The 25,024-nt window shown below is 54.1% G+C and carries 17 protein-coding genes, 1 tRNA gene and 1 pseudogene; 10 read left to right on the top strand and 9 right to left on the bottom strand.

Annotated elements, in window-relative coordinates; translation table 11 throughout:
- Nucleotides 1–317: 317 nt before the first annotated feature.
- The 9 genes from thrS to M5G20_RS01495 all read left to right on the top strand — a co-directional run bounded on the left by thrS (nucleotide 318) and on the right by M5G20_RS01495 (nucleotide 7,775).
- Entirely contained in the window at nucleotides 318–2,240 is a 1,923-nt protein-coding gene (thrS, locus tag M5G20_RS01455; RefSeq protein WP_150705194.1) for a threonine--tRNA ligase, read from the top strand.
- On the top strand, nucleotides 2,240–2,791 hold the full coding sequence (gene infC, locus M5G20_RS01460; RefSeq protein ID WP_169843736.1) for a translation initiation factor IF-3: 552 nt from the start codon (nucleotides 2,240–2,242) through the stop codon (nucleotides 2,789–2,791). The genes thrS and infC overlap by 1 nt, the downstream gene beginning before the upstream one ends.
- 60 nt (nucleotides 2,792–2,851) lie before the next feature.
- Nucleotides 2,852–3,046 carry a 50S ribosomal protein L35 gene (gene rpmI / locus M5G20_RS01465; RefSeq protein ID WP_002553160.1) on the top strand — a complete coding sequence of 65 codons (195 nt, stop codon included), beginning with the start codon at nucleotides 2,852–2,854 and terminating at the stop codon, nucleotides 3,044–3,046.
- Nucleotides 3,047–3,074: 28 nt separating this feature from the next.
- On the top strand, nucleotides 3,075–3,431 hold the full coding sequence (gene rplT / locus M5G20_RS01470) for a 50S ribosomal protein L20 (protein WP_007905879.1): 357 nt from the start codon (nucleotides 3,075–3,077) through the stop codon (nucleotides 3,429–3,431).
- Nucleotides 3,432–3,540: 109 nt separating this feature from the next.
- The gene (pheS, locus tag M5G20_RS01475) at nucleotides 3,541–4,557 is read left to right on the top strand and encodes a phenylalanine--tRNA ligase subunit alpha (RefSeq protein ID WP_056853666.1); all 1,017 of its coding nucleotides are present in this window, start codon (nucleotides 3,541–3,543) and stop codon (nucleotides 4,555–4,557) included.
- Between the two features lie 26 nt (nucleotides 4,558–4,583).
- Entirely contained in the window at nucleotides 4,584–6,965 is a 2,382-nt protein-coding gene (pheT, locus tag M5G20_RS01480) for a phenylalanine--tRNA ligase subunit beta (protein ID WP_273917564.1), read from the top strand.
- Nucleotides 6,966–6,968: 3 nt separating this feature from the next.
- A complete protein-coding gene (gene ihfA / locus M5G20_RS01485) occupies nucleotides 6,969–7,271 on the top strand; it encodes an integration host factor subunit alpha (RefSeq protein ID WP_002553164.1) in 303 nt (100 codons plus the stop codon).
- A complete protein-coding gene (locus tag M5G20_RS01490) occupies nucleotides 7,252–7,608 on the top strand; it encodes a MerR family transcriptional regulator (RefSeq protein WP_003179985.1) in 357 nt (118 codons plus the stop codon). The genes ihfA and M5G20_RS01490 overlap by 20 nt, the downstream gene beginning before the upstream one ends.
- Before the next feature lie 90 nt (nucleotides 7,609–7,698).
- Nucleotides 7,699–7,775: transfer RNA gene (locus M5G20_RS01495), tRNA-Pro, on the top strand.
- Between the two features lie 666 nt (nucleotides 7,776–8,441).
- On the opposite strand, the gene M5G20_RS01500 is transcribed toward M5G20_RS01495, so the two are convergent.
- From M5G20_RS01500 to M5G20_RS01510, 3 genes are all read right to left on the bottom strand, one after another.
- Nucleotides 8,442–8,771, bottom strand: coding sequence for a hypothetical protein (locus M5G20_RS01500; RefSeq protein ID WP_273917565.1), 330 nt, complete (start codon nucleotides 8,769–8,771; stop codon nucleotides 8,442–8,444).
- Between the two features lie 588 nt (nucleotides 8,772–9,359).
- Nucleotides 9,360–11,633, bottom strand: coding sequence for a DUF262 domain-containing protein (locus M5G20_RS01505; protein ID WP_273917566.1), 2,274 nt, complete (start codon nucleotides 11,631–11,633; stop codon nucleotides 9,360–9,362).
- The gene (locus M5G20_RS01510) at nucleotides 11,630–13,432 is read right to left on the bottom strand and encodes a DUF262 domain-containing protein (protein WP_273917567.1); all 1,803 of its coding nucleotides are present in this window, start codon (nucleotides 13,430–13,432) and stop codon (nucleotides 11,630–11,632) included. Before M5G20_RS01510 ends, M5G20_RS01505 begins: the two co-directional genes overlap by 4 nt.
- Before the next feature lie 382 nt (nucleotides 13,433–13,814).
- Between M5G20_RS01510 and M5G20_RS01515 the strand changes: the two are divergent.
- Nucleotides 13,815–13,907, top strand: a pseudogene (locus M5G20_RS01515) (DNA adenine methylase); the annotation flags it as partial.
- A gap of 36 nt (nucleotides 13,908–13,943) precedes the next feature.
- On the opposite strand, the gene M5G20_RS01520 reads toward M5G20_RS01515, so the two are convergent.
- The 6 genes from M5G20_RS01520 to M5G20_RS01545 all read right to left on the bottom strand — a co-directional run bounded on the left by M5G20_RS01520 (nucleotide 13,944) and on the right by M5G20_RS01545 (nucleotide 25,002).
- A complete protein-coding gene (locus tag M5G20_RS01520) occupies nucleotides 13,944–14,546 on the bottom strand; it encodes a hypothetical protein (protein WP_273917568.1) in 603 nt (200 codons plus the stop codon).
- A gap of 198 nt (nucleotides 14,547–14,744) precedes the next feature.
- Nucleotides 14,745–16,784: a protease Lon-related BREX system protein BrxL gene (gene brxL, locus M5G20_RS01525; protein WP_273917569.1), complete on the bottom strand. Its 2,040-nt coding sequence runs from the start codon at nucleotides 16,782–16,784 to the stop codon at nucleotides 14,745–14,747.
- A 14-nt stretch (nucleotides 16,785–16,798) separates the two neighbouring features.
- A complete protein-coding gene (pglZ, locus tag M5G20_RS01530; RefSeq protein ID WP_273917570.1) occupies nucleotides 16,799–19,423 on the bottom strand; it encodes a BREX-1 system phosphatase PglZ type A in 2,625 nt (874 codons plus the stop codon).
- A 4-nt stretch (nucleotides 19,424–19,427) separates the two neighbouring features.
- Nucleotides 19,428–20,798, bottom strand: a complete 1,371-nt coding sequence (locus tag M5G20_RS01535) for a hypothetical protein (RefSeq protein WP_273917571.1) — start codon at nucleotides 20,796–20,798, stop codon at nucleotides 19,428–19,430.
- Nucleotides 20,795–22,240, bottom strand: a complete 1,446-nt coding sequence (locus tag M5G20_RS01540) for a tetratricopeptide repeat protein (RefSeq protein ID WP_106118098.1) — start codon at nucleotides 22,238–22,240, stop codon at nucleotides 20,795–20,797. Before M5G20_RS01540 ends, M5G20_RS01535 begins: the two co-directional genes overlap by 4 nt.
- Nucleotides 22,237–25,002 (bottom strand): NERD domain-containing protein/DEAD/DEAH box helicase, encoded by a 2,766-nt coding sequence (locus tag M5G20_RS01545; protein WP_273917573.1) that lies wholly within the window; start codon nucleotides 25,000–25,002, stop codon nucleotides 22,237–22,239. Before M5G20_RS01545 ends, M5G20_RS01540 begins: the two co-directional genes overlap by 4 nt.
- Between the last annotated feature and the right edge of the window lie 22 nt (nucleotides 25,003–25,024).

The following is a 25,024-nucleotide window of genomic DNA, read 5'->3' on the forward strand; positions in this document are numbered from 1 at the left end:
AGTTCAGCACTCTGGCACAAAAACAGCGGATTTGCCTTGGCAGAAAACCCGCGCACAGCCACGACCGTTCATCTGTGCTAGCATGCCCCGCTCAGGCTTTTGCAGGCTTCGGTCGACCTTCAGTCCCGGATGCGGCAACTGCCCGAATAACCCTGATTTGAATCCCAGTCACTCTGGTTCGATTTTCCGGTTGGCCGCAAGGCTCCTGCCGCTGTAAGGCAGGCGTTCGTCATTGAATGGCCTGGATCGGATCTTGTACTGGCTCATCCCAACCCACGTGACCTTTGGTAGGGGTCACCACTAGGAGAGGAGGCGCCATGCCAACTATTACTCTTCCCGACGGCAGTCAACGTTCATTCGATCACCCGGTTTCCATCGCCGAGGTCGCCGCATCCATCGGTGCGGGTCTGGCCAAGGCCACCGTGGCCGGCAAGGTCAATGGCAAACTGGCTGATGCCAGCGACATCATCGACAGCGACGCGACGCTGCAAATCATCACGCCAAAGGATGAAGAGGGGCTGGAGATCATTCGCCACTCTTGCGCTCACCTGGTTGGCCATGCGGTCAAACAGTTGTACCCGACTGCCAAAATGGTGATCGGGCCGGTCATCGATGAAGGCTTCTATTACGACATCGCCTTCGAGCGTCCTTTCACTCCGGACGACCTGGCCGCTATCGAACAGCGTATGCAGCAGCTGATCGAAAAAGATTACGACGTGATCAAGAAAGTCACTCCGCGCGCCGAAGTGATCGAAGTGTTCAAGGCCCGCGGCGAAGACTACAAGTTGCGCCTGGTCGAAGACATGCCGAACGAGCAGGCCATGGGCCTGTATTATCACGAAGAATACGTCGACATGTGCCGTGGTCCGCACGTGCCGAACACCCGTTTCCTGAAATCCTTCAAACTGACCAAGTTGTCGGGCGCCTACTGGCGCGGCGACGCCAAGAACGAGCAACTGCAGCGCGTTTACGGCACCGCTTGGGCGGACAAGAAGCAATTGGCTGCTTACATTCAGCGCATTGAAGAAGCCGAGAAGCGCGATCACCGCAAGATCGGCAAGCGCCTGGGCCTGTTCCATACCCAGGAAGAGTCGCCGGGCATGGTGTTCTGGCACCCTAACGGCTGGACTCTGTACCAGGTGCTTGAGCAGTACATGCGCAAGGTTCAGCGCGACAACGGCTATCTGGAAATCAAGACTCCACAAGTCGTTGACCGCAGCCTGTGGGAGAAATCCGGGCACTGGGCCAACTACGCTGACAACATGTTCACCACTCAGTCGGAAAACCGCGACTACGCCATCAAGCCAATGAACTGCCCTTGCCACGTGCAGGTGTTCAACCAGGGCCTGAAGAGTTACCGCGAGTTGCCGATGCGTCTGGCCGAATTCGGTGCCTGCCACCGTAACGAGCCATCGGGTGCGTTGCACGGCATCATGCGCGTGCGTGCGTTCACTCAGGACGACGCCCACATCTTCTGCACTGAAGAGCAGATGCAGGCCGAGTCCGCTGCGTTCATCAAGCTGACAATGGACGTCTACGCTGATTTCGGCTTCAAAGACGTCGAGATGAAGCTGTCCACTCGTCCGGAAAAACGCGTTGGCTCCGACGAATTGTGGGATCGCGCCGAAGCAGCATTGGCTGCAGCCCTTGATAGTGCTGGCCTGCCGTACGACCTGCAGCCGGGCGAGGGTGCATTCTACGGTCCCAAGATTGAGTTCTCGCTGAAAGATTGCCTCGGCCGCGTCTGGCAGTGTGGTACCCTGCAGCTCGATTTTAACCTGCCTGTCCGTTTGGGCGCCGAATATGTCTCCGAAGACAACAGCCGCAAGCATCCGGTTATGTTGCATCGGGCGATCCTGGGCTCCTTCGAACGATTCGTCGGAATTCTGATCGAGCACTACGAGGGTGCATTCCCTGCGTGGCTGGCTCCGACCCAGGCAGTGATCATGAATATCACTGATAAACAGGCAGATTTTGTTGCCGAAGTAGAAAAAACTCTCAACGAAAGCGGGTTTCGTGCCAAGTCTGACTTGAGAAATGAAAAGATCGGCTTTAAAATCCGCGAGCATACCTTGCTCAAGGTTCCCTATCTCTTGGTTATTGGGGATAAGGAAGTCGAGATGCAGACTGTCGCTGTGCGTACTCGTGAAGGTGCTGACCTGGGCTCGATGCCCGTCGCCCAGTTCGCCGAGTTCCTCGCGCAAGCGGTTTCCCGGCGTGGTCGCCAAGATTCGGAGTAATTATTATTAAGCGTGAAATGAGACAAGATAAACGAGCTGCACCGAAAGCCCCGATCAACGAGAATATCTCGGCACGCGAGGTTCGGTTAATTGGCGCTGACGGCGAGCAGATTGGCATCGTCTCGATTGATGAAGCGCTTCGTATTGCTGAAGAAGCCAAGCTTGATCTGGTAGAAATCTCCGCCGACGCAGTCCCGCCAGTTTGCCGGGTGATGGACTACGGCAAATCGATCTTCGAAAAGAAGAAGCAGATTGCGGCAGCGAAGAAAAACCAGAAGCAGATTCAGGTAAAAGAAATCAAGTTTCGTCCAGGGACGGAGGAAGGGGATTACCAGGTAAAACTGCGCAACCTGGTACGTTTCCTGAGTGACGGGGACAGGGCCAAGGTATCCTTGCGATTCCGCGGCCGTGAGATGGCCCACCAGGAGCTGGGGATGGAACTCCTCAAGCGAGTTGAAGGTGACTTGCTCGAGTACGGTTCGGTCGAACAGCATCCTAAGATGGAAGGACGCCAGCTGATTATGGTCATCGCCCCGAAAAAGAAGAAGTAATCAACAGGGCACGGCAGGCCTTCTGATTATGTTTATCAACTGAATGCGGAGTATCCGAACATGCCAAAAATGAAGACCAAAAGTGGTGCTGCTAAGCGGTTTCTGAAAACTGCTAACGGTATCAAGCACAAGCACGCTTTCAAGAGCCACATCCTGACCAAAATGTCGACCAAGCGTAAGCGTCAACTGCGCGGTAGCAGCTTGCTGCATCCGTCTGACGTGGCAAAAGTCGAGCGCATGCTGCGCCTTCGTTAATTTTAGTCAAGAATAGAGGAAGTAACTCATGGCTCGTGTAAAGCGTGGCGTCATTGCCCGTAAGCGTCACAAAAAAATTCTGAAACTTGCTAAAGGCTACTACGGCGCACGCTCCCGCGTATTCCGTGTTGCCAAGCAAGCGGTAATCAAGGCAGGCCAATACGCCTACCGTGACCGTCGTCAGAAAAAACGTCAGTTCCGCGCTCTGTGGATCGCTCGTATCAACGCTGGTGCTCGTATCAACGGTCTGTCCTACAGCCGTTTCATCGCCGGCCTGAAAAAAGCGTCCATCGAGATCGACCGTAAGGTTCTGGCTGATCTGGCAGTGAACGAAAAAGCGGCGTTTGCTGCGATTGTCGAGAAAGCTAAAGCCACCTTGGCTTAAGTACCCCCGACAGTCACCCGGCCTCACCTCTGTGGGGCCAGGTGTTAAACGTCATAAATAGGGGAAGAGCCTTCAAGCTCTTCCCCTATTTTGTATCTGGAGTCTGTACATGGAAAACCTGGATGCGCTCGTCTCTCAAGCACTAGAGGCTGTGCAAAGCGCTGAAGATATCAATGCCCTGGAGCAAATCCGGGTTCACTACCTTGGCAAGAAAGGTGAATTGACTCAGGTGATGAAGACCTTGGGGAATTTGCCGGCAGAAGAGCGTCCGCAAGTCGGTGCGCTGATCAACGTTGCCAAGGAGCGTGTCACAGACGTTCTCAATGCGCGCAAGGCGTTGTTTGAAGAGGCCGACCTGGCTGCCAAACTGTCCGCCGAGTCCATTGACGTGACCCTGCCGGGCCGCGGTCAGACCTCCGGTGGTCTGCATCCGGTTACCCGCACTCTGGAACGCATCGAACAATTCTTCACCCACATTGGCTACGGCATTGCCGAAGGCCCTGAGGTCGAAGACGATTATCACAACTTCGAAGCGCTCAACATCCCAGGCCATCACCCGGCCCGGTCGATGCACGATACCTTCTATTTCAATGCCAACATGTTGTTGCGCACCCATACCTCGCCGGTACAGGTCCGCACCATGGAGTCAAAACAGCCGCCGATCCGCATCGTCTGCCCAGGCCGTGTGTACCGTAGCGACTCGGATATCACCCACTCGCCGATGTTCCACCAGGTCGAAGGCCTGCTGGTAGATCGCGACATCAATTTTGCCGACCTTAAAGGCACCATCGAAGAATTCCTGCGGGTGTTCTTCGAGAAAGAACTGGCTGTGCGTTTCCGTCCTTCGTACTTCCCGTTCACCGAGCCATCCGCCGAAGTCGACATGGAATGCGTGATGTGCAGCGGCAAAGGCTGCCGTGTCTGCAAGCAGACTGGCTGGCTGGAAGTCATGGGCTGCGGCATGGTGCACCCGAACGTGCTGCGTATGTCCGGGATCGACCCGGAGGAGTTTTCGGGCTTCGCCTTCGGCATGGGCGTTGAGCGTCTGGCCATGCTGCGTTACGGCGTGAACGACTTGCGTCTGTTCTTCGACAACGACTTGCGGTTCCTCGCGCAATTTCGCTAGTCGTAACGAATTCTTAGGAGAGCAGGATGAAATTCAGTGAACAATGGCTGCGTGGCTGGGTTAGCCCGCAGGTAAGTCGCGATGAGCTGGTTGCTCGTCTGTCGATGGCCGGTCTTGAGGTCGATAGCGTGACGCCGGCCGCCGGTGTATTCAGCGGTGTGATCGTGGGCGAGGTGCTTAGCACCGAGCAGCACCCGGACGCCGACAAGCTGCGTGTTTGCCAGGTCAGCAATGGTTCGGAAACCTTCCAGGTCGTGTGCGGTGCGCCAAACGTGCGCCCTGGCCTGAAGATTCCGTTCGCCACCATCGGTGCCGAACTGCCGGGCGACTTCAAGATCAAGAAAGCCAAGCTGCGGGGCGTTGAGTCCAACGGTATGCTGTGCTCGCAAGCCGAACTGCAAGTAGGCGAGGGTAACGATGGCCTGATGGAACTGCCGGCCGATGCGCCAGTGGGCCAGGACATTCGTGAATACCTGAACCTGGAAGACGCCAGCATTGAGGTCGACTTGACCCCGAACCGCGGTGACTGCCTGTCGCTGGCCGGTCTGGCCCGTGAAGTCGGCGCGCTGTATGCCGCCAAGGTCACGCGTCCAGTGGTTGCCAGCGTTCCGGCTGTCCACGACGAAGTACGTTCGGTTGAAGTGCTGGCGCCTGCTGCCTGCCCGCGCTACCTGGGGCGTGTGATCCGTAATGTCGACCTGTCCAGGCCTACGCCGCTGTGGATGGTAGAGCGCCTGCGTCGTGCTGACGTGCGTAGTATCGATGCAGCCGTCGACATCACCAACTACGTGATGCTCGAACTGGGTCAGCCGCTGCACGCTTTTGATCTTGCCGAAATCAATGGCGGCATCCGCGTGCGCATGGCCGAAGAAGGCGAGAAGCTCGTGCTGCTCGACGGTCAGGAAGTCAGCCTGCGTAGCGATACGCTGGTGATTGCTGACCACACCCGCGCACTGGCCATCGCTGGCGTCATGGGTGGCGAGCACAGCGGCGTCAACACCGAGACAACTCGCGATATCTTCCTGGAAAGTGCGTTCTTCGATCAGATCGCCGTCGCTGGCAAGGCCCGTTCCTACGGCCTGCACACCGATGCATCGCATCGCTACGAGCGCGGCGTGGACTGGCAGCTCGCCCGTGAAGCCATGGAGCGCGCCACTGGCCTGCTGCTGGAAATCACCGGTGGCGAAGCCGGCCCGATCATCGAAACCGTGAGCGAACAGCACCTGCCGTCGATTGCGCCGGTGACCCTGCGCGCTCAACGCATCACCCAGATGCTGGGAATGGAAATGGACTCGGCTGAAGTTGAGCGTCTGCTCAGCGGTCTGGGCCTGACCATTACCGCTGACGGGGCTGGGCAGTGGCGCGTAGAAGTGCCAAGCCATCGCTTCGACATCAGCCTGGAAGTCGATCTGATCGAAGAGCTGGCGCGTCTGTACGGCTACAACCGTCTGCCGGTTCGTTACCCGCAAGCGCGTCTGGCGCCGCAAGCCAAGGCAGAAGCGCGTAGTGACCTGCCGGAACTGCGTCGTCTGTTGGTCGCCCGTGGTTATCAGGAAGCGATCACCTACAGCTTCATCGATCCGAAACAGTTCGAGCTGTTTAATCCGGGTGTAGAGCCGTTGCTGCTGGCCAATCCGATTTCCAACGACATGGCTGCCATGCGTTCGTCGCTGTGGCCCGGTCTGGTCAAGGCGCTTCAGCACAACCTGAATCGTCAACAGGACCGCGTGCGTCTGTTCGAAAGCGGTCTGCGTTTCGTCGGCCAGCTCGAAGGTCTGAAACAAGAGCCGATGCTCGCGGGTGTGGTTTGCGGTAGCCGACTGCCGGAAGGCTGGGCGCAGGGTCGCGACACCGTGGACTTCTTCGACGTCAAGGCTGACGTGGAAGCGGTGCTGGGCTTCGCTGGTGCTCTGGATGCATTCACGTTCGTGCCGGGCAAACACCCGGCGTTGCACCCGGGTCAAACCGCGCGCATCGAACGCGAAGGTCGTCTGGTGGGCTTTGTCGGTGCTATCCACCCTGAATTGTCGAAAACCCTGGGTCTGGATCGTCCGGTGTTTGTTTTCGAGCTGGTTCTGGCGGAAGTGGCGTCCGGCAAAATGCCTAGATTCCACGAGTTGTCGCGCTTTCCTGAAGTGCGTCGTGACCTTGCACTGATTGCGCACAAAGACGTTGCAGCCTCGGCTGTATTGGACGTAATCCGTGAAAATGCAGGCGAATGGCTGACAGACCTCAGGCTATTTGACGTATATCAGGGTAAAGGTATTGATCCTGATAGAAAAAGCATCGCAGTTGGCTTGACCTGGCAGCATCCATCGCGCACTCTTAATGACGATGAGGTGAATAACACGACGCAAAACATCCTCACCTCGCTCGAACAAAGGTTGGACGCCACGTTAAGGAAGTGACGTATGGGGGCTTTGACGAAAGCTGAGATGGCGGAACGTCTGTATGAAGAGCTGGGCCTGAACAAGCGGGAAGCCAAGGAATTGGTTGAACTGTTTTTCGAGGAAATCAGGCACGCTCTTGAAGACAACGAACAAGTCAAATTGTCCGGTTTCGGCAATTTCGACCTTCGGGACAAACGCCAGCGGCCTGGCCGCAATCCGAAAACGGGAGAAGAAATCCCGATCACGGCTCGCCGTGTGGTCACCTTTCGTCCAGGGCAGAAGTTGAAGGCCCGAGTTGAGGCTTATGCTGGAACCAAGTCATAACGACGAGCTACCCGTCATCCCAGGCAAACGCTACTTCACCATTGGTGAAGTTAGCGAGCTGTGTGCGGTAAAACCGCACGTATTGCGCTACTGGGAGCAGGAGTTTCCTCAACTCAACCCCGTCAAACGCCGCGGAAACCGCCGGTATTATCAGCGCCAGGATGTGCTGATGATCCGGCAGATCCGCGCGCTCCTTTACGATCAAGGGTTCACCATCGGCGGCGCACGCTTGCGTTTGTCCGGCGATGAAGCCAAAGACGACACCACCCAATACAAGCAAATGATCCGCCAGATGATCGCCGAGCTCGAAGATGTTCTGGTGGTCCTCAAGAAATAAATTCCTGCTTTTAAATACTTCCAGTTTTCAAAAGCTTGCGATATATTCTTGAGCGTTCCTCGAGGTTGAGGAATCAGTTTCACGCCTAGTCGGGGCGTAGCGCAGTCCGGTAGCGCACTAGCATGGGGTGCTAGGGGTCGAGTGTTCGAATCACTCCGTCCCGACCATATTTTTCAATGACTTAGCCCGGTTCGGAAACGACCGGGCTTTGTTGTTTTCGGGCTTTGATCATTTTGGTCACCGTTGGGTCACCGTTAGCAAAAAGCTCGTAAAGTGCCATTCGGGGCTTCGTCGCGTTGAAACCTGTCAAGGCTGATCAGTTCTGATTGTATTGGCTGCGATTTTTTCCTTTTCGCGAACTTTCTCTTGGGGGGCACTGGCTGACATCGACACGACGAGCTGTCTTCAGATTTTTTTCTGATCGCCACCAGAAGGATATGACAAATTAGGGCGAGTCCGATCACCAACTGCTTACGGTGGGTGTTTTCGTCCTGCAGCCGGCAGAGTTCCCGTACCTGTCGCAGCAGTGAAGGTGGGAGGCGCCAGTCAGATGGTCTCAGGAGGCGGCGCAAGCGCGAACCCATCACGTTGCAATGCTGGAGCGGAGATCGTCGCATGATGAGTGTTGTGAGAGGTCGATTTTTCTGGTGTTCGGAGGCAGGCCCGAACTGGGTAGTCAGGCAAAGCTCGAAGCGACTGGCAAAGTAAGCTTTCTCGAAGCTCGTTACATTGAATAGATTCGATGTAGCTGTGCGCCCATCCATCGTAAGTGCATGCAATGGCTGAGGCTATGGGCGCTTAAAGTAAAGCGCCCGGTGCAAACTTCCTTTTAATTACTCATTTTCATCCACGGCTACACTGAAACCGAGGTCTTTTATCATTAGTACGCCTGGAGTTACACATTCAGTGGCGTTAATAAGTAGCTTGCCAGTACTGAAATGTTGGGTGTACTCCACCTTCCATGTGAAGAGCTGCTTTGCTTCGGTGTTTTCACCCCGCGATGTAGCGAAGAACGAAGTTTCGAAGTCGACGTCGTCCTCATCATAGGCTTGTTGACTTGTCTGAACAGTATCACCTTGCTTCAAGGTGTCGGAGTCAACCCGAAACTCCTCATTTTGAAGGCTAATCACAGCCTCACCCATACCTTCGATGTAAAACGCCATCCGATTTCACTCCTTGGTTAGAGTGGAATTGTAAGGGTGAATCAATGGGCTAAGCCAGTATTTCGAAAACTGGTGCTCAAGCCGGTTTGTAGTGGTCAGCTAATTCCGGACATGACGTTAAGTTTTTCTCGGCCTGAGCTGGCACCAACCCACCGTTGAAGTGATGGGCCGGGGTAATCTGAGTTTGTGTTCTATGTTATTGATTTAAAAGAGAAATTTAATATTTTTTTATGCTGAAATACTGTTTGGAATTCCATTGGTTGAGGGCTGCAACGGCGAGCTGTGCAATGACGTTACCTACATTTCAAACCCCTGATTGAGTCAGGGCTGCTCTACCGCGGAGGGGACGTTGCTTCGTGGGCCAGGTCATCAATCTATCCTCATTAGTAATGGGGCGGGAGGCCCCTAGCAACATTGCTGCGTTATAGCACCAACGTGACCAATGAATCTCCGGTGCGGAAAGTCCACTTGCTCTGTCCCTGATCAGTCGGGGGCAGATGTCGGCTTTTGGCAAAGCAGACATTTGGACAACCATCGTCAACAATCTTAATAATCAGAAACCGGCTAACCCTTGAGCCGATCCTGCCGCTAGAGACCGAGCTCATCCAGTGCAAGGAGCAACTTGGCACCCAGCATGATCCGGTCAGTAGCATCTATGCCGTTTTCCTGTGGCACTCGATATATCTGGTCACTGCCGATGTTGAAGCTTGCACGTAAGTCCTCCATATTCCGTACGAGTTCAGGGTCGTCAGGTAAGTTTTCGAGTTTCCAGCCATCGTCGACACTTTCGATGGCGACAGTACCACCCGTTCGTTCCAGCCAGCGACGCAGGGTTTCGTATCCAATAAACCAGAGGTTGTTGTCTGGAATCTTCAAGCCGCTCGTGGTCGCCACCGCCGAGAGATAGGGGTCGCGGTAGTAACTGCGCATGACTGTCAAGTTCAGCATGCAGATGCTGTAGCCACGTTGGCTGATGGCATAGCGGCCCGAGTTACCTTCACGCATGCGCGGGTACTTGACCAGGTAATAACGCCAGTCCAGCACATGGTCGCGTTCGCACGCGGCGAGGAACGCCTGCTGAATCTCTTTGAGCACGGCGAGATCGTTACCGCTTTGCGCGACCTGATCGAGTAGTTGGGTAAGGGGTTGTATCAACTCGGGACTTTTTCTGTTCGCAAGCAGATCTCGCCAGACTGCTTCGCTGCGCGGCGAGCCGAAATCGAAAAATCGGTAGCCGCCATAACGATCCTGCTTGCGCGAATAATCGCCCAGTGAGAGAAGTGCGCCGGTCAACTGTGGCCAACAGTGCACATCTTCGAACAAGGTGAGAAACGCTAAGGCACGTTGGGCAAAAATTGCAGGGTCCTGGGCTGGGTCGAGGTCAAACACGGCCAGTGCGCCGTGCAGCACGATGTTGTCTTCCAGTCGGTAGACCACTTCGCGCAGCGACGGGTGGGCGGCAAGGAAGCTGATCTTGTCCTTTTCGTTCGCTATCTGCTTCTGATTGAAGGTCGATACGCCGTCCAGGGTTCCGTCGACGATGACACGGCGCACATCTTCCAATAAGGCGGGCATGTTCTGTGCGCGCATTTCACCGCCACCGGACGCTTCGATCAGGTTGCGCACGACACGTAACTGTTCAGGGAAATCAGCGGTTTTGTGCATGCGATGCAATAGCACTGCGTAGAGCAGAAGGCTATGAGATTGACTCCACTCGGCATCCCCGTAATGCCGGCAGCAACCACCGAAGAGGTCGATGCGGCTCTGGTCGGGCTGGGAGCGCAGAGGATTGAACAGTAGCAGGGCAGATGAGGATCGAGCGTCGGCTGTACGCAGCCAGCTGTTGAAGGTATTCCTCGTGTCCAGTTTGACCCAGACATCGAAGGCTGCGAACAGGAAGTTCAGGTGCTCGACCGCCTTCGCTTGGTCGCTGGCAAACAGGCTTTGTGCCAACTGATCGAGGCTGGCCTTGCTGTCGGTGCGATTGCCCTCGCGCCAGGCGCAAAGGTCAAACACAAAACGGAAGTAGCGCATGAATTGATCATCAATAAGCTGATCAGCGTCCTTGTAATCCCAGATGACATCCGTCCACACGGTATCAACCCTGTGTGCGAAATCGTCGGCTTGTGCAGGACAAGCGCTTTTGAGCAGCGTCTCGAAATGCGCTTTGAAGTTTTCGAACGGTGTCAGCGGCTTGCCACGAGAGTTCATCTTGATATAGAGGTCGTCATTGAGCTTGTTCTTCACCACCGGCAGTAGGTGGAAGCTAATTGCCGGATGGTCGGTCGCGGCAAGACGTTCCCAGGCAGCAGCGAATGCTTCGCTGCTGGCGCCGGCAAAGCGCTGTTCCAGCGCCTGCAGCATGACTAGCATGGCGCGGATACTGGAGTCATGTTGCCAGCCGTGAAAGTACCAAGGTTGATCGACAACCCAACCCTTCAGGTCGGTTTCGCTGGCGGGTGGTCGATAGTTGGCCAATGCCTCGCAGAACTGACGGGCACTGGCGCGGGTGGCGTAGGTAAAGTTGCGCCATGCTTGCCCTTCGATGGGTTCGCCGGCCTGCCAGCTCAGGTACCAGTGCAGCAGGTACAGCGTGGTCAGGCGCTGTTGGCCATCCAAGGGGTAGAGGGTGCCGTCCACGACATCGCCATAGATGAAATCCAGGCTAATAGGGCGGTCGTCATGCATGACGGCATCATGTAAGGCATCGACGAAGTCCTTGCGGATTCGCTCCACCGATGCACCATGGCGGCCTTGTGCATAATCGCGCTGGATCAGCGGAATTTCGATTCTTCGGATTCCATGAGTTGCATGCAAGTTATTGTCGAAGAGTGAAATGTACGACGTGAGCGTGTGGTTCATGCCATTTTCTCTTCGTTCAGGAAATAGGGCTTTGCGATCTCGAGGATTGTATCGAGGTAATGATTGCGATCCTGTGGGCCCCAGAAATGGTTCTGGTGCGCGTTCGCCGGGGTGTAGTACTTGAGGAAGACATTGCGCGTGCAGACCGGTATGTAGCCTCCCTTGCGGTCTACATCCAGTAGCATTTGCCGCTTGGCCTCGAACACCGCGTTGCTCAGCAGGCTGTTGTCCGACCTCGACAGCAGGGCTAGGTTGGCGATGGAATGCAGGCCATGAGCGGAGGCAGTCTGCTCGTCGGGCGCATTGAAAGCGGCGACGACACGACTGGCCAAGTCTTGAAAGGTATTGCCGAAGTTCTGCGCAGTGCCGACCTGCTCAAGCGCTATCTTTAGATCTTCCAGCAGCTGCGACTGTTGCGGGACGGTATTGGGAGCCAGCTCATTGAGCGCGGTCAAATGCAGCCTTAACCAGGTTTGCCATTGTTCGGCCTTGGTCAGGTTCTCGGCATCCTGCGCATGGATGTGCTCCAGCGACCATGCAGTATCGGTGTGCATGTGGAAGGGGAAGCGTTGGTTGGCGTGTGGGACCCGGCGCATGGTTTCGACATTCACCAGTAACAGCAGGTGCAGCAACTTGTCGTAGTCCTTTCGGTCGTCATAGCTGAGCGCTTCCACGTCCGAAGCCTTGAGGTCCAACGACTTTCTGATGCGGTGATCCAGGTCCTGTTCGAATTGACGCTTGCTTTGATTTGCGGACAAGCGAGCCAGTTCTCCGAAGTCCATCCCTGTGAGTACCAGATAACCCACCTTATGAAACAGGTTGCGGTTGTTGAACCAGCCAAGCATCAGGTCATGAAGGTTGAGAACCTGCAGCCAGAATGCTAGAGGGTCGGCTTCGATATCCTGCCGCAGAGACTCGAAGGTATGGTAGCGCGTTGACTTGCGTGACTGGCTGCCGGGTACCAGGGAATCGAGCAAAAGGCTGATCCTGGTCGGGTAGCGGTCGGCAACCTTCGGCGAATTGCCACAGATGAAACCCCACAGCTCGGGAGCATGGAGATCGCGCTCGATGATGTCCCATTGGCTGGCGACCTCGGCGGCTCGATGGGCATGCTCGACCTTGATCCTGGACAGTAGCAACGCTTTGACCAACTCCGCGTCCGTCAGCGGTATCCTGCCGACGTTCAATCGAGTGAACAGGGCCGTGGCATCCATGTCCTGAGGGGCTTGGTACCAGATCACCGCTACTTTCTCGAACAGCGCTTCATAGAATTTGTTAGCCGCGAATTGAATGCGGGCGCCGTGGGCATCGAACCACTTGCCAATACAGCGGTACGCCCTGTGCAAGTGGAAGTAATCGATGTTGCTGTCGTAGTCGTCCAGCTCCTCATCGCCGAGCCTTTCGAGAAATGTTGCGCTCCCTGGGCGGGTTTCGTAGTGCAGTGAATAGGGCAGCTGGGCCTTGTTCAAACCCGTTTTATGCATGTAGAGCAGTATCAGGTAGATCGTGGTCAAGCGCTGCTGCCCATCGACCAATTCCCATTGACATGTCTGCGCCGTAGAGCCTCGTGAGTGCTGTTTGACCACAATGGGCTGTAGGTTATAGGGCTGGTCCAGTTCTGCGGTTTTCAACGCCTGCCAGATGTCGTTCAGCAGGCGGTCCACATCCGTAGTGTCCCAACGGTAGCCACGTTGGTATCCAGGCACCCTGAAAACACCAGAAATATCGCCTACGAATTTGCTAGCCAGCGTTGCTGCGGTCAAATCGACACTGTGTGAGTCCAAGCAAAGTTCTTCCATGATTTACGATCTCGAATCGGGTGCTGGGTAGGCATGGGATGTTTGGCGCTTCGCGTGGATTCAATCACCCAGTGCGGCTCATTGCCATCATTTTGACTGGCGGATGGGCAAAATCCATGAAACTCAGCCTTCCAGGCGTCCACCCGACATCCCGAATGCCTATGTCTAGTCAGTGGCAGCACGTTTGGGTAGTCATGTCCAATGCACTTACGCAATTGCATCGGATCTGCGGTCCGAGCAATTAATCGCCCGCGTATACACTCGCTGCTCGACGAAGCGTTTCGCGCACGTGCTCGTATTACCGAAGGGGCGAGCACTTCAATGTCGCCAGCATTACTGAGCAGGAACAGGCGTAAGCCTTTGGTGTCGTGAAGGGTACAGTTCAAGTCCCAAGCAGCGACAGGGGAGGGCCGAAGTGACAGGTGAGCTGATTATCATGAATTGGGCGCCAGATGTGCTAGGGAGATTATTCTAATACCTTGAAAATAAAGAAAAAAACGAATAAACATGGCTAGTCTTCATCTTGTGCCATTGTCCATCCAGGGACGTACAAGATATGAGGCGTGGTATTTTGATGAGTAGCAGAGGTTGTGTGAGCATCTAATGTAACTTGGTCCCGTCTAGTTTTCGGCAGAGGTAGCATCGTGCTCTCAATACCGAGACCAATTTTCGGTAATGCGTTCCAGTCTTCAATCATTTTGCTTGGAATGGGTTTAGCTCTACGGAGTTCTTTTGCGAGAAAACGTTCCGTTTTACTCTTTGCCTCCAAACTCAGAAGGTGTAACTCCTCTTCGCTCAAGCGCCGGCGCTCTTCGCTATTCATGCGGCGCTTCTTCTTGGGGGTACGAGCCTGAGTAGGTGAAGGGGTTGTTTTCGCTGCCTTTGGTCGGCTTTCTTCTACAAAGGCAATCACTCGAGCCGCTAGTACTTCGAAGCCATCTGAGCCTTGAAGGGCAACCATGGCTTTGTAAAGCTCACAGTACTGTAACCACTCTCTGTAATCGGTGAATTCTTTGCGGTCAATCCCCATGAAATGGATGTATCCATAGAGGCTTCTGGGGGGCTTCATGGTTGATAGATCTTTTATTTTTCTAGTCAAGAATGTGTCGCTCATAAAGCTGAATACCTCCAATTGCAGTAGCAACGCGCAAAAAATTTCTGTCCCTATACTGCATTCATTGTATGCGCTCCATAAACCCCACCTACTCAATGGCGAGGTAACGGTTTACCGTGATATTTTCAGGACATGGCCCTCGAGGAGGGGCAAGCAGCCCGCCTCAAAGTCGCAAGCGGACTGATAGATGGACTCGCTTCAATCCACGCCCATTGCCTTAAATACAGCCTCTACAGGTTCGCCATAAAAGCTGGTCTGAAACTTGGTGAACAGTTCAGCTGGAATGCTGGGGATGTCCTTGGCACTGCTCATAGGAAGCGCAACGCGCTTTCCTCCCGCGTCGAAAGCCACTTGCAGGCACTCGGCGATACTTTCAACTGGCGTGATGCTGCCGCCCAAGCTCATATCACCGAGCACGATCATTTGACCTTGCGCAGGCCTGCCCATTAGCCCGGAAGCAAAAGCTACTAGGCTGGGTAGTGCCATATGAGTAAGTGGGCCGGTGTTTTGCAGTTCAACCACATGTAAATGGAAGTCGTGCTCCAATACCTTAGCCGAGGCGCTGATGCGCGAGGCGTTGGCCTTGAAGTAGTCAAAGGCAATTTTCACCTGTTCTTTGGCAGAGCTGGAGTTCCATAGACCTGAGGTAGCTAGCTTGCCGGTACCCTCGGTCACCTGCAGTTCGATCCGATACAGCCCAGGCATACCTTTGCCGCTCAAGCCTATAGTGTGGATAAAACCGGGCTTTCCTGGCCCTTCAGGGATAAGACCACCACCGCCTTGCTCTTTCACGGTGACGAAGTGTTCTTCGAGGGTTTCGTTGTCGATGTAGCTAAAATGAACATCGTAGAACTCCATTCCGCCGATCTTCTTTAGCTGTTCTTTCACGCGTCGGCGGACCTGAAGTGCGTATTCGAGGCACTGGCGCACGTCCTCTTTGGTGAACACATCGTGCGGGTAAAGCAGCTTGAGCAGACCGGATACTGTTTTGCGTACTGCGATCACATCGCGCTGGTTTAGGTTGTTACCCAGTTTGAAGTGTTTGTCGATGGCGTCGGCGAAGCTGCGCTTGCGCATTTCGCGGAAAAATTCAGCCAGGTAATCGACGATTAGTCCGTACCTGTTAGTGAAAAATTCCGGGCGCATTTTCGGGATTTCCCAGCCAGGAATGTAGGCGTGGAATCTGTCGAAAAAGGCTGCGTCGATCATCTGCTCAGGGAACGGAGCCAGCAGATGGCTGGTTTTTACCAGTGATTCAACGCTCTGGTTAATGTTACCGACGAAGACCATGGAGGCTGAGGCTTCCATCTGCTCGCGACCGCGACCAAAAGAACCGGAGGCCATGAAATCCTTCATGATCTGCACGCCGTCCTTGTCCTTGAAGTTGATGCCGGCCACCTCATCGAAGGCCACCACATCCCAAAGACCGACCAGACCGATGCGGCGACTGCTCATGTTGTAGAACAGGTTAGCGACGGTGGTTTGGCCGCCGGACACCAGCATGCTGTTCGGTGAGCACTCCTTGTAGATATGGCTCTTGCCTGTACCGCGTGGGCCGAGTTCGCAGACGTTGTAGTTGTTCTCCACGAAGGGAACCATGCGGGCCAGTAAATGCCACTGCACGGACTCATCTAGGGTCGAGGGCTCCATGCCGATGGAGCGGATCAAAGCTTCGCGCCATTGCAGTGTATTCAGCGCTGCACGCCCTGCGAACAGCTCCTGCATGTTCATGTTCGGCATTTGGATCGGCTTGAGCAGCGTGACGCCAAAAGGCGACCCCGATTGGCCTTCCTCGTGGTAATAGCTCAGGGTTGCGATCACCCAGATGCCGCCCACAAGGAGCTTTTCATATTCCTTGACGATGCCGGCAGAGATCTCAGCGTCCTTGATGCCGAGGTTGCTGAAAGAGGCTTCGTAGCGATCTTTTTTCTCATTCAATCGCACGGTGACCCGGTCAATCACCTTGTACGTACCGCGCTCGCGAACTAGAGACTTGACCTTCTCGGCCTCATCCGGGCGAACATAGTTCTCCGCTAAAACCGTCTTGACGTTCTTCAGGCCCTGTTCGATCACCTCTGAGTCATCGGACGCGCAGTACATACCCAGCAGGTATTCAAGGACGTAAACCGGTACGTTCGCACCTTCCTTTATCAGCTTGGTCAGATCCTTGCGCACCACGCGACCGGCGAAGTGCTCGTTGAGCAACTGATCGAGATCTTTATCCACTTGGGTTTCCATTTAGTCTCGTGCTCTCAAAAAAAGTCGTCGGTGAAGGCCAGATCAATCGTCACACGGTAGCGTTCAAGCTCAGTGTTCAGATCTTTATCGCGGATCACCAGGAAGTAATCTTTCTGCCGGTCGAAGTCGCTGCCTGATAGTGACAGGCGTACCTGTTTAAGGCGCTCGCTCATGGAATCCGTCGCGCAGTCGAACGTCACAACCTCCTCACTGGAGACCGGCTGCTCCCCTTCGTAGATCGCCACAGCAACCGTTACTGGCAGCACCTGCTCGCTGACCGACTCGGTCTGGATCAGGTCAAAGCGCTGGATATTGGTGACCATCTTCAGGGCTGATTTCGGTGAGATCACCCCGACTTTGCGTTTGGTGCGTTTCTCCGCTTTCTCACCGCGTAACTGGTTGACCGTCAGCACAGGCACAACGATTTCCTGAGGCATGGCCCCGCCATGGACGAAGCGTGCACCGCCGACAAAGTGGAAACGATTCGCGCCTTTGGGTATCCAGAACTGCGTGTCCGATGTTGTGCCCGCGGTCTGCTTGGTCGATCCCTGCCAGACATCCTTGGCAGCAGGCAGCGTATGGCCAATGACATAGCGTTTCTTACTCTTGATCGCACTATCCGGCTTCTCTGCGAGTGAGGTGCGATCCGCCGCCTCAAGCTTGCTCTGCTGGAAGAGGAACCCATGATCGGCCGTGATCAACACCGTGCTGGTGTTGAAGTGCATGAGGATCTTGCGGGTCAGCTCGGTCAGCTCCTCAATGGCGAACTCGACGTGGTGGAAGGTATCCACCTCGGAGCCACCGCCCTTGTCACTGCGGTCATCGATCACGTTGTGATAGACGTAAACCAACTGCTGATCCTTAAGCGCTTCACGCCCAGCGTCACGGGACCACTCTTTGACCTGCAGTGCCGTCACGGCCATACCGCCATGCTGGGCAAGAACCTTGTCGCGAGCGATGGTGTTGCCAGTATTGAGTCCATCTACGAACACACCATCACTGCCTTCGCGATACTCCAGCGTCTGGTGTGGCAACAGGGAAGCCATGCCCAATGTGGTGTAACTCGGCAATACGCCTAACTGGCTATTCAGGCTGGCCTTGCTGTAGCGCTTTTCATTGATGCGCTGGCACAGCTCGACGGCGGCTTCATAGCGGAAGGCATCGCTGATGATCACTACAACGCGCTTGCTACGATGCCCCTCCAACAAGGGCGCTACCCAACGCTCATAGAAATTCTGCTGGTTAGGAACGCCAGGTATTTTCCAGTGTTCCAAGCGCTGTTCGGCCTCAACACGGTCGCCCCAGGAGCGTGCGAGCTGATCGAGATACCAATACGCATAGCACTGCTCGACGGCCTCATCGAGCTTCTTCAGCAACTCGACGTGGGCGCGCTGAGAGGCGGCGAAATAATGGCGATAAGCCGTGTCAAAACGGTACAACTCGCTCTCATAGGCTTTGTACAGCGCCTCGGTACTGGCGAAGTGGAAACCTGCAGCGTGCTGGTGACGCTGCGTAAACAGGTTGATTGCAGCCGACAGCGCCGTGTATAGCAGCCGGTACTTACGGCGGGTCTCATCGTCCTTATGGCGAGTCGCCCAGTAGTTATCCAGTCGCTCGGAGATGATCTTCGAAAACAGACTAAGGTCACGCGGATCTGCCTCCGGAATAGCCTTGGTCAGGTCGACAATGATCTGCCGCTCGACGGCTTCGAAGGTCGCAACATTGGCCAAGCTCTCCAACGAAATTTCACCAATCTTCTGGGTGATGTGCAGGGCCTCACCGACCCAGCCGGAAATCTCATCGTAGGCTTGGTAAAACCGTGAGCTGTCACGCCAGCGGGAAAGCAGTGCACGTGAAGTAGCGCGTGCGCTGGCTGAGGGAATAGCAATCGCTGAGGCCCAGCTGGGTAAATCGCCGATGCTTTCGCAGAATCCGGTTGCCAGCAGTCGAATTAGGAAATGCCCAAAGCGGAAGGGTTTATCACCACTGATTTCCTCGATGGAGGCCGGATAGCCTACCTCGTCACGCAGGGCCTGCAGCAACGCAGGCATCAGGCCAAACTTGTACAGTTCATCGATGACCGCTGGATTCTGCTCAAGACCCAAATCGTCACGTACGGCACCATCAGCCAAGGTGCAAAGCAGCGTCATGACGTCACTGCCATTTGCACCCAGCACAACGGCAATCATCGCCAGATCCAACTCATGCTCAGTGTCAGTTGGTTGGATCAAACGCTTCAGGCTAGCTAGACGAGCCTTGCTGCTAAGGAAGCGCTCACGCTTGGCTAGATGTTCACGGAGCACCTGCTGGTGCAAGCCCAGGTCATTGAATATCAGTGATACCTTGTCAGCGTAGAAACTGCGCGAGTACAGCTTAATGTCCAGCAGCCAGTCATCATTCGCGTCTGGTTCGGCGCATGGGAAATAGAGCAAGTACTTACCTACAGTGTCCTCAAGCTCCAGCTTGAGCTTGGTACCGAAGGTGGAATGCCCCTGCATGTTTAACACCTGAACGCCAGGCAGATCAAGCTGGCCGAGTTCATCCGTGAAGCCCTGCTCAGGGTCGTACCAAAACACGATGCGGTGGTTCTCAACGAAGAGTGCCTGTTTTAGGCCTTGGGTCAGTTGTTGCGTGTCCATTAACTCAATCGCCTAAGCATGCAATAAGAAAATTTAAATCAGCGTCTTGAAGGTTTTCGTGTTCTTGCAGCGCGTCCCTGACAGCAGTGAAGTGGGCGATGCCCTCTCGGATTTCCAGATCCGTAGCATGTGTGACTGCTATTTTGAAAAACGCTAGGGCCTCGGCATAGCGACTAATATCGACTAGCTTCTCTGCAGTATTTAGAGCGTTCCAATAGGATTTGCTGGCATAGTAAGCAAGTAGCTCGAAGCCCCTTTCTATATCATTGTCCTGCTCTATCAACATAGAGCCGAGCGCAAACTCGACCAAGCCTCGTTTATCCTCGCCGTAGCGTATAGCTTGCTCGAGCAGAGCAATAGCTTCGCTGACTTTGCCTTGTGATTGGTAGTACGTCGAAAGGTAGTAGGCCGCCTCGCAGTTGAAGGCGATACCCAGACTTTTTTCCAGAAGCTTCGTGCGCTCCTCATCGGTCATGCTTATTTTTTTATCGGGGTATCCGGCCCATTGGGCTAGCAAGTTCATTGCGTAGGGGTCCCCTGCCTCTACACCTTTGCGCGCAATGCTGACGCCAGTCAGTTGTCTATTCATCGCTGAAAAAGCGCAGGCTTTGTCACAATACAGACCCTCTACGTCTCCCTGGTCGATCAACTCGTCAATGATCGCGATGCCGGCCTTGATATCGTCCATGGATGCGGCGCTATAGATCAGTTGCGTGGATTTAAAGCGCCTTGCTTCGTACAAACCTTTGTCACAGGCGTGCTGCAGGAACGTGTCCGCGAGCCTACGGTGAAATGATGATTCGGCTGATTCGGCTGATTCGGCTGATTCGGCTGATTCTAGCGTTAGTGCAAAATGCCGCTTGGCGACCATAAGTGCCGCCCAGCCATCACCGTCATGGGCATAGCGCAGCTCGTCTTCAAGAGAGCTGAGTGGTGGCGCGACGAACTCACCAACCTGACTCAGATCGGAGTGTTTCTCCACCTTTTCATAAAACCAATGTGCGTAGTCACGGGCAAGCCGTAAGCCGTCCATTGCAGTTTTGGTGATTTCATCTCTGCTGTTATCCCCCGAAGTCATCAGTTCGTGAACGGCCGAATTGCAAATTGGCCTGATGGCCTCAAGTTTGCGCAGGAAGTTATCGGGGATTTTCCCTCTGAGAAGCTTCAATTGCTCCTGTAAAGGCGCGGAAACTCGGCATGGGATGTGTAAGGCCTCAATGATGTCATCGGTATACTTCTCATAAATAGTTCGGAGCCTGCTGAGCGTGACATAGGGGTGGATATGTACGTTTTTTTCGGCGTAGATGTACTCCTTAAAAACGTCCGGCGATTTATTTCTGGCGAAGCCTAGATTGTCGCCATAGTTATAATTCATGGCCGGCCCTGCAATGGTCCGAGTTCGGCTGAGTTTGGTGAGCCGATTTCGTTAAGCAGAGTGATAGCTTTCCACCCGTATTTGTTCTTGGTTTTGTCAAAAGACATGACGGCTGCGCCGGCAACCTCTGCGTCCCTATGTACGCCTTCAACCAGACCTGGTGGGACAAAAATGTCGCCATTTACAAAGCCAAATCCTTTTTCGCTTACTTTCAAGCTGCCTTTGAATGAACGGATATCCTGAGTCTCAATCACCTGTATGTTCTCAACCGAAACAACATCCTGACTCTCAGAGCCCATGTCGCAAAAGATCTTCACAAGAGTTCCAAGCTTAGGGATTTTTCGATTTTCGAATACAGCCTTTCGCGCAGAAAATTTAAGATCTCTGTGGATATAAATTGTGGCGCCTTTACCTGACTCGTGTACTGAAAGAAGTACACCTGACAAGTAGGTCGGTTTGGCCATGGCGTACTGATTGGCACCTATTGCCAGTTCCTCTACATGAGCATCAAGATCACTAGTATCCAGCGATGCGTCAAACCATGCAGATGACGTGAGCTCAACGATGCTGTCTTTAAGCGGCCAGCCATTATCGCTGTAGATTTTTGTCAGTTTTATCAGTGCCTTTGAGGCGTAATCATGCACGCCTGTCTGGGCAAGTAACTCCGCCAGTCGCACCAGTCCGGGGATGCTGAACTTGGGGTCGTGAGCGCAGGTTAAGCCGAAAGAGACTAGGCAAATAGCTTTTTCCGGGTCGTTTTCATAGGTCTTGGCCAAGCCAAACCATGCCCAGGATTCGCCGCGCTTGTTTTTAAGCACAGATAGATAGGCCTCTCTTGCCCTCACGATCTCGCCGGCAGTTACAAAAATCCTGGCTTTATCGTATTCAAGCCATATTTTCCCTTGCGGTGAGTCTTCTGCTTTATCCAAGGCGTACTTTAAAAATGCGACGACTCGACTTACAGGAAGGGGACTGTCTAGGCCTTTGTGCAGGTAATTGACGGCCACCATGCGTGCCAGTCGCAGTACAACGCTGGGTGACTCTCCTTTTTCTGTGCTGAATGGTTTGTGATCGTCTGGACTAAACAGTGCCCTGCCGCGTTGCAAAATGAAGAGACAGATTGGATCGCAGAATTTTCCGGTCTCACGGAAAAGATTCCACAGACGAAAATCAATATTTTCACTGGGGAGCTCTAATTGGAGCGTGTGAATGCGTGAAGCCCATAGATCAATCATCCGCTGCTCATTGGGATGGGGCATATTGTTGTCTCGTGTTTTGATAGGCTCCAGAAGCTTTTTCAGCTCTGCATAAATCACCCAAAACAGCGAAGTCTTCAGGAACACGTTACCAGAATCTTGCTCCAATGCCTTGGAACCTACCTGCCAGGCACCCTCCAAGTCCTCACGCGATTTGTGATCCCGAATATCATCAAAAATACTCATGACTGCACCGCCATTGCCTTCTCCAGCTGTTGCACGATGCTTTCTGAGGACGCTTTTAAGACTCGGATTGAGCTGATCATTCCTTCTTTGTCAGCATTAACTTGGATTTCAGCGGCGTCGTTTTCAACTGCGAGAGTCAACTGCACTCGATAACTGGTTTCAGCCCCGCCGACTATCACGAACCTGTGGGCAGCCAGCCGTTCCTGAAGTGCCTCGACAGCTTCAGTCAGGGGTTCGCTTTGTGGCTTGAAAGGCTTCATCAGAAGCCTGCTGATGGTTTCCTTTTCACTATTGCTGCCGTCGAGAAAAACCACGTTGGTAACGGCAAGTTTTTTGTCGTAATGCAGCCTGACTCGAATGCTTGTAGCGGCTGTTTGGTAAGAGAGCGAGATGACCACCTGATAGCTGTACTGTCGCCAGTCGCTAAGGCTCCAGTCTGAATCGGCAAGTCGTTCGCTTAGCTCAAGAAACAGCGGGCGCAATGCCATTTCGCTGAAACCCGACGGCATAACCTTCGAGGCTTCCTGTTCTGTAGGCTGACGAGATGAGTCATAAAACAGACCGTGCTTGAGCGGGAAGGTACCAATTCCGAAGTCATGGGCGCGGCTCACGACTGCATTACTCAGGGGGCTGAGAAAGGGCATCTGTCGGACAGTGAAGGTCTCGTCAGCACCAACGGAGGCGGTATACAGCCAGCGGAAATAGTCCGAGTTATTGGGCTTTTCACTGGAGGCGCTGCGTGAGGCATTAACCCAGACACTCGGCCAGTGACGTCCCTGAGCGCGATGCACGGTTAATGCGTGGGCCGGACGGATCAGCGCGGCAGACGAATATCCTTGTGTTTGCAAAATCTGATACTCAAACCTGTCGTACTCCGCCCTTGCTTGCTTGTAAAGGGGATCACTCTTGTCCGGTAGTTGTTTCTTACGCAGCTCAAGCACTGGTTTGGCAAGCTGCCTAGCCAATACTTGAAGCGCGAGATACTGGTCGCCAGTTATGTCAGGTCGTTCAGCTTCAAAGTAATCGACAAAATAACGGAACTCCACCTCTCCAAAGCTTGGAATTCGGCATCTGGCGCGCTGGAAATGAAGGCTGATTTTCTCTTCGCGCCCACGAAGTTGAATCAGGTGGGTTTCCATTGTGTCTTCAACAAAGTCGACAAGACCGATCTCGCCGGAGCTGACCCAGCGAATAGTACTTTGATTGAATGCATCAGGCTCGGACGGCAAGATCGGCGTGCGGTTGTGAAAGTCAATCCGGTCACCCGCCGCTAATTTGGTCGGACTGAGATGCCCCAGAATCTTTGTTTTCACCGCGCCATTGACCTTGGCGGCTTGCTCATGAGTGCCACAAACCAGGATGGACTCAGCGCGGACATTGGATATGTCCGGCACCCAGCCCCTTGAATTGACGTTTTCAAGAATATCAAGACGCTTGCCTGACAGGCGTGGCAGCTTATTGAAGCGGTCTTTGTCTAAGCTATTCACGAGGTGCGCCTGCAGCTTGCTTAGCGCGTCATTTCCGTCATCTAGAATCTGTTCGGTCAACAGGTAGCTGACAACGTTGAGCCCCAACTGCTCCAGCATATTGCCGTTGATCAGGGAGCGCTGCAGTGATCCTCTAGACATCTGATAGGGATCGCCGATAACCACAAAAGGCGCTTTTTGCTGTGCAATAACCGAGAGAAAGTCATGAATCAGTCGACCTGAGCCATAACGCCGGTCCCCCACATCAAACTCTTCGTCACTCAGCAGATGGGCATCCACCAATACAGGGATTTTTCCATGTAAAAGGTGATCCTCTCTTATCTCGTGAATCCCTACTTTGCGACCGTCTTTGATCTCAAAACGATTGGGTTGTTGGCTGTACAGCCAAGTATAGATAGAGACGGGCTGAGCTAAAGGGTGATGATAGGTCGAGGAAATCCGTGCACTTGGGGTCAATAGAAGCAATTCGATACCGGCTTCTTCCAAGGCGCCTACTAGGTGCTGGAAGATGAAGCGTTTGCCAGTTGAGGCCATACCAGCGAGACGAAATACGCCGCTGCTAGATTTCAGCCAGGTCGAAAACTCGCCTAGTGCCTGACTCTGCTGCTGAGTCAATTTGCTTTCGTCAGGTCCTGAAGCCGCCCGGCCATTCAATTGCCTGAGCTTGGGAGCGCCTGCCGGAACAAAAGGATCAATACCAAGCTGAGCAGTGAGGCGTTCCAAGTTTTCGCTCGAGAGAAAGATCTCCCTGCTGACAATGGCGTCCAAATCGCGAACGATCCGTCCCATATCGCTGATATGGAACCAGGGCTTTATCGAACCGGGTAAGTGGCGATGATCAAATTCGATCGGCCCCTGAAAGGCTACCAGAGCTGCGACATGCCGCCAGTTGCAGGTCGCATTAAGGTCAGTAAAATTGCGACCCAAAAAATCAAGCATGACCCCTTTATTGATACGCAACTGGCGCAGCGGATTGACGCTGGCGCCGCCCTTTACTTGGACATTGCTACCCGTTTCCTCATCCTCAATCAGCCAAGGGCCCTCTTCAGAAAGCTGTAATTTTCCTCGGAACTCCTTAAAGTCGAGGATGATCACCGCATTTGACTTGATCACCATGGCATCCAGTTCACGGCTGCCCACATAGAAATTGCCCAGCAGGTACCAGTCCTGTCCAGAAACCGAACAGTGTTCGTCGAGCAAATCAAACAGCTCGTTGAAGGCTCGATTCTCGTGCGTATGCTCGAAGGGTCTGCCGCGGAATGCTTTTAGTGCCATCGGTAGTGCTCCATGCGGGTGG

Origin of the sequence: Pseudomonas sp. TNT2022 ID1044 (assembly GCF_028656895.1) — a bacterium.
Classification (GTDB): domain Bacteria; phylum Pseudomonadota; class Gammaproteobacteria; order Pseudomonadales; family Pseudomonadaceae; genus Aquipseudomonas; species Aquipseudomonas reinekei.

Bases quoted from the DNA above. Each gene is read 5' to 3' on its own strand.
- M5G20_RS01490 (WP_003179985.1), top strand. From the start codon at position 7,252: ATGCTGGAACCAAGTCATAACGACGAGCTACCCGTCATCCCAGGCAAA.
- M5G20_RS01540 (WP_106118098.1), bottom strand. From the start codon at position 22,240: ATGAGTATTTTTGATGATATTCGGGATCACAAATCGCGTGAGGACTTG.
- M5G20_RS01505 (WP_273917566.1), bottom strand. From the start codon at position 11,633: ATGAACCACACGCTCACGTCGTACATTTCACTCTTCGACAATAACTTG.
- pheS (WP_056853666.1), top strand. From the start codon at position 3,541: ATGGAAAACCTGGATGCGCTCGTCTCTCAAGCACTAGAGGCTGTGCAA.
- M5G20_RS01500 (WP_273917565.1), bottom strand. From the start codon at position 8,771: ATGGCGTTTTACATCGAAGGTATGGGTGAGGCTGTGATTAGCCTTCAA.
- thrS (WP_150705194.1), top strand. From the start codon at position 318: ATGCCAACTATTACTCTTCCCGACGGCAGTCAACGTTCATTCGATCAC.
- M5G20_RS01545 (WP_273917573.1), bottom strand. From the start codon at position 25,002: ATGGCACTAAAAGCATTCCGCGGCAGACCCTTCGAGCATACGCACGAG.
- pheT (WP_273917564.1), top strand. From the start codon at position 4,584: ATGAAATTCAGTGAACAATGGCTGCGTGGCTGGGTTAGCCCGCAGGTA.
- M5G20_RS01520 (WP_273917568.1), bottom strand. From the start codon at position 14,546: ATGAGCGACACATTCTTGACTAGAAAAATAAAAGATCTATCAACCATG.
- rpmI (WP_002553160.1), top strand. From the start codon at position 2,852: ATGCCAAAAATGAAGACCAAAAGTGGTGCTGCTAAGCGGTTTCTGAAA.
- pglZ (WP_273917570.1), bottom strand. From the start codon at position 19,423: ATGGACACGCAACAACTGACCCAAGGCCTAAAACAGGCACTCTTCGTT.
- ihfA (WP_002553164.1), top strand. From the start codon at position 6,969: ATGGGGGCTTTGACGAAAGCTGAGATGGCGGAACGTCTGTATGAAGAG.
- M5G20_RS01510 (WP_273917567.1), bottom strand. From the start codon at position 13,432: ATGGAAGAACTTTGCTTGGACTCACACAGTGTCGATTTGACCGCAGCA.
- M5G20_RS01535 (WP_273917571.1), bottom strand. From the start codon at position 20,798: ATGAATTATAACTATGGCGACAATCTAGGCTTCGCCAGAAATAAATCG.
- brxL (WP_273917569.1), bottom strand. From the start codon at position 16,784: ATGGAAACCCAAGTGGATAAAGATCTCGATCAGTTGCTCAACGAGCAC.
- rplT (WP_007905879.1), top strand. From the start codon at position 3,075: ATGGCTCGTGTAAAGCGTGGCGTCATTGCCCGTAAGCGTCACAAAAAA.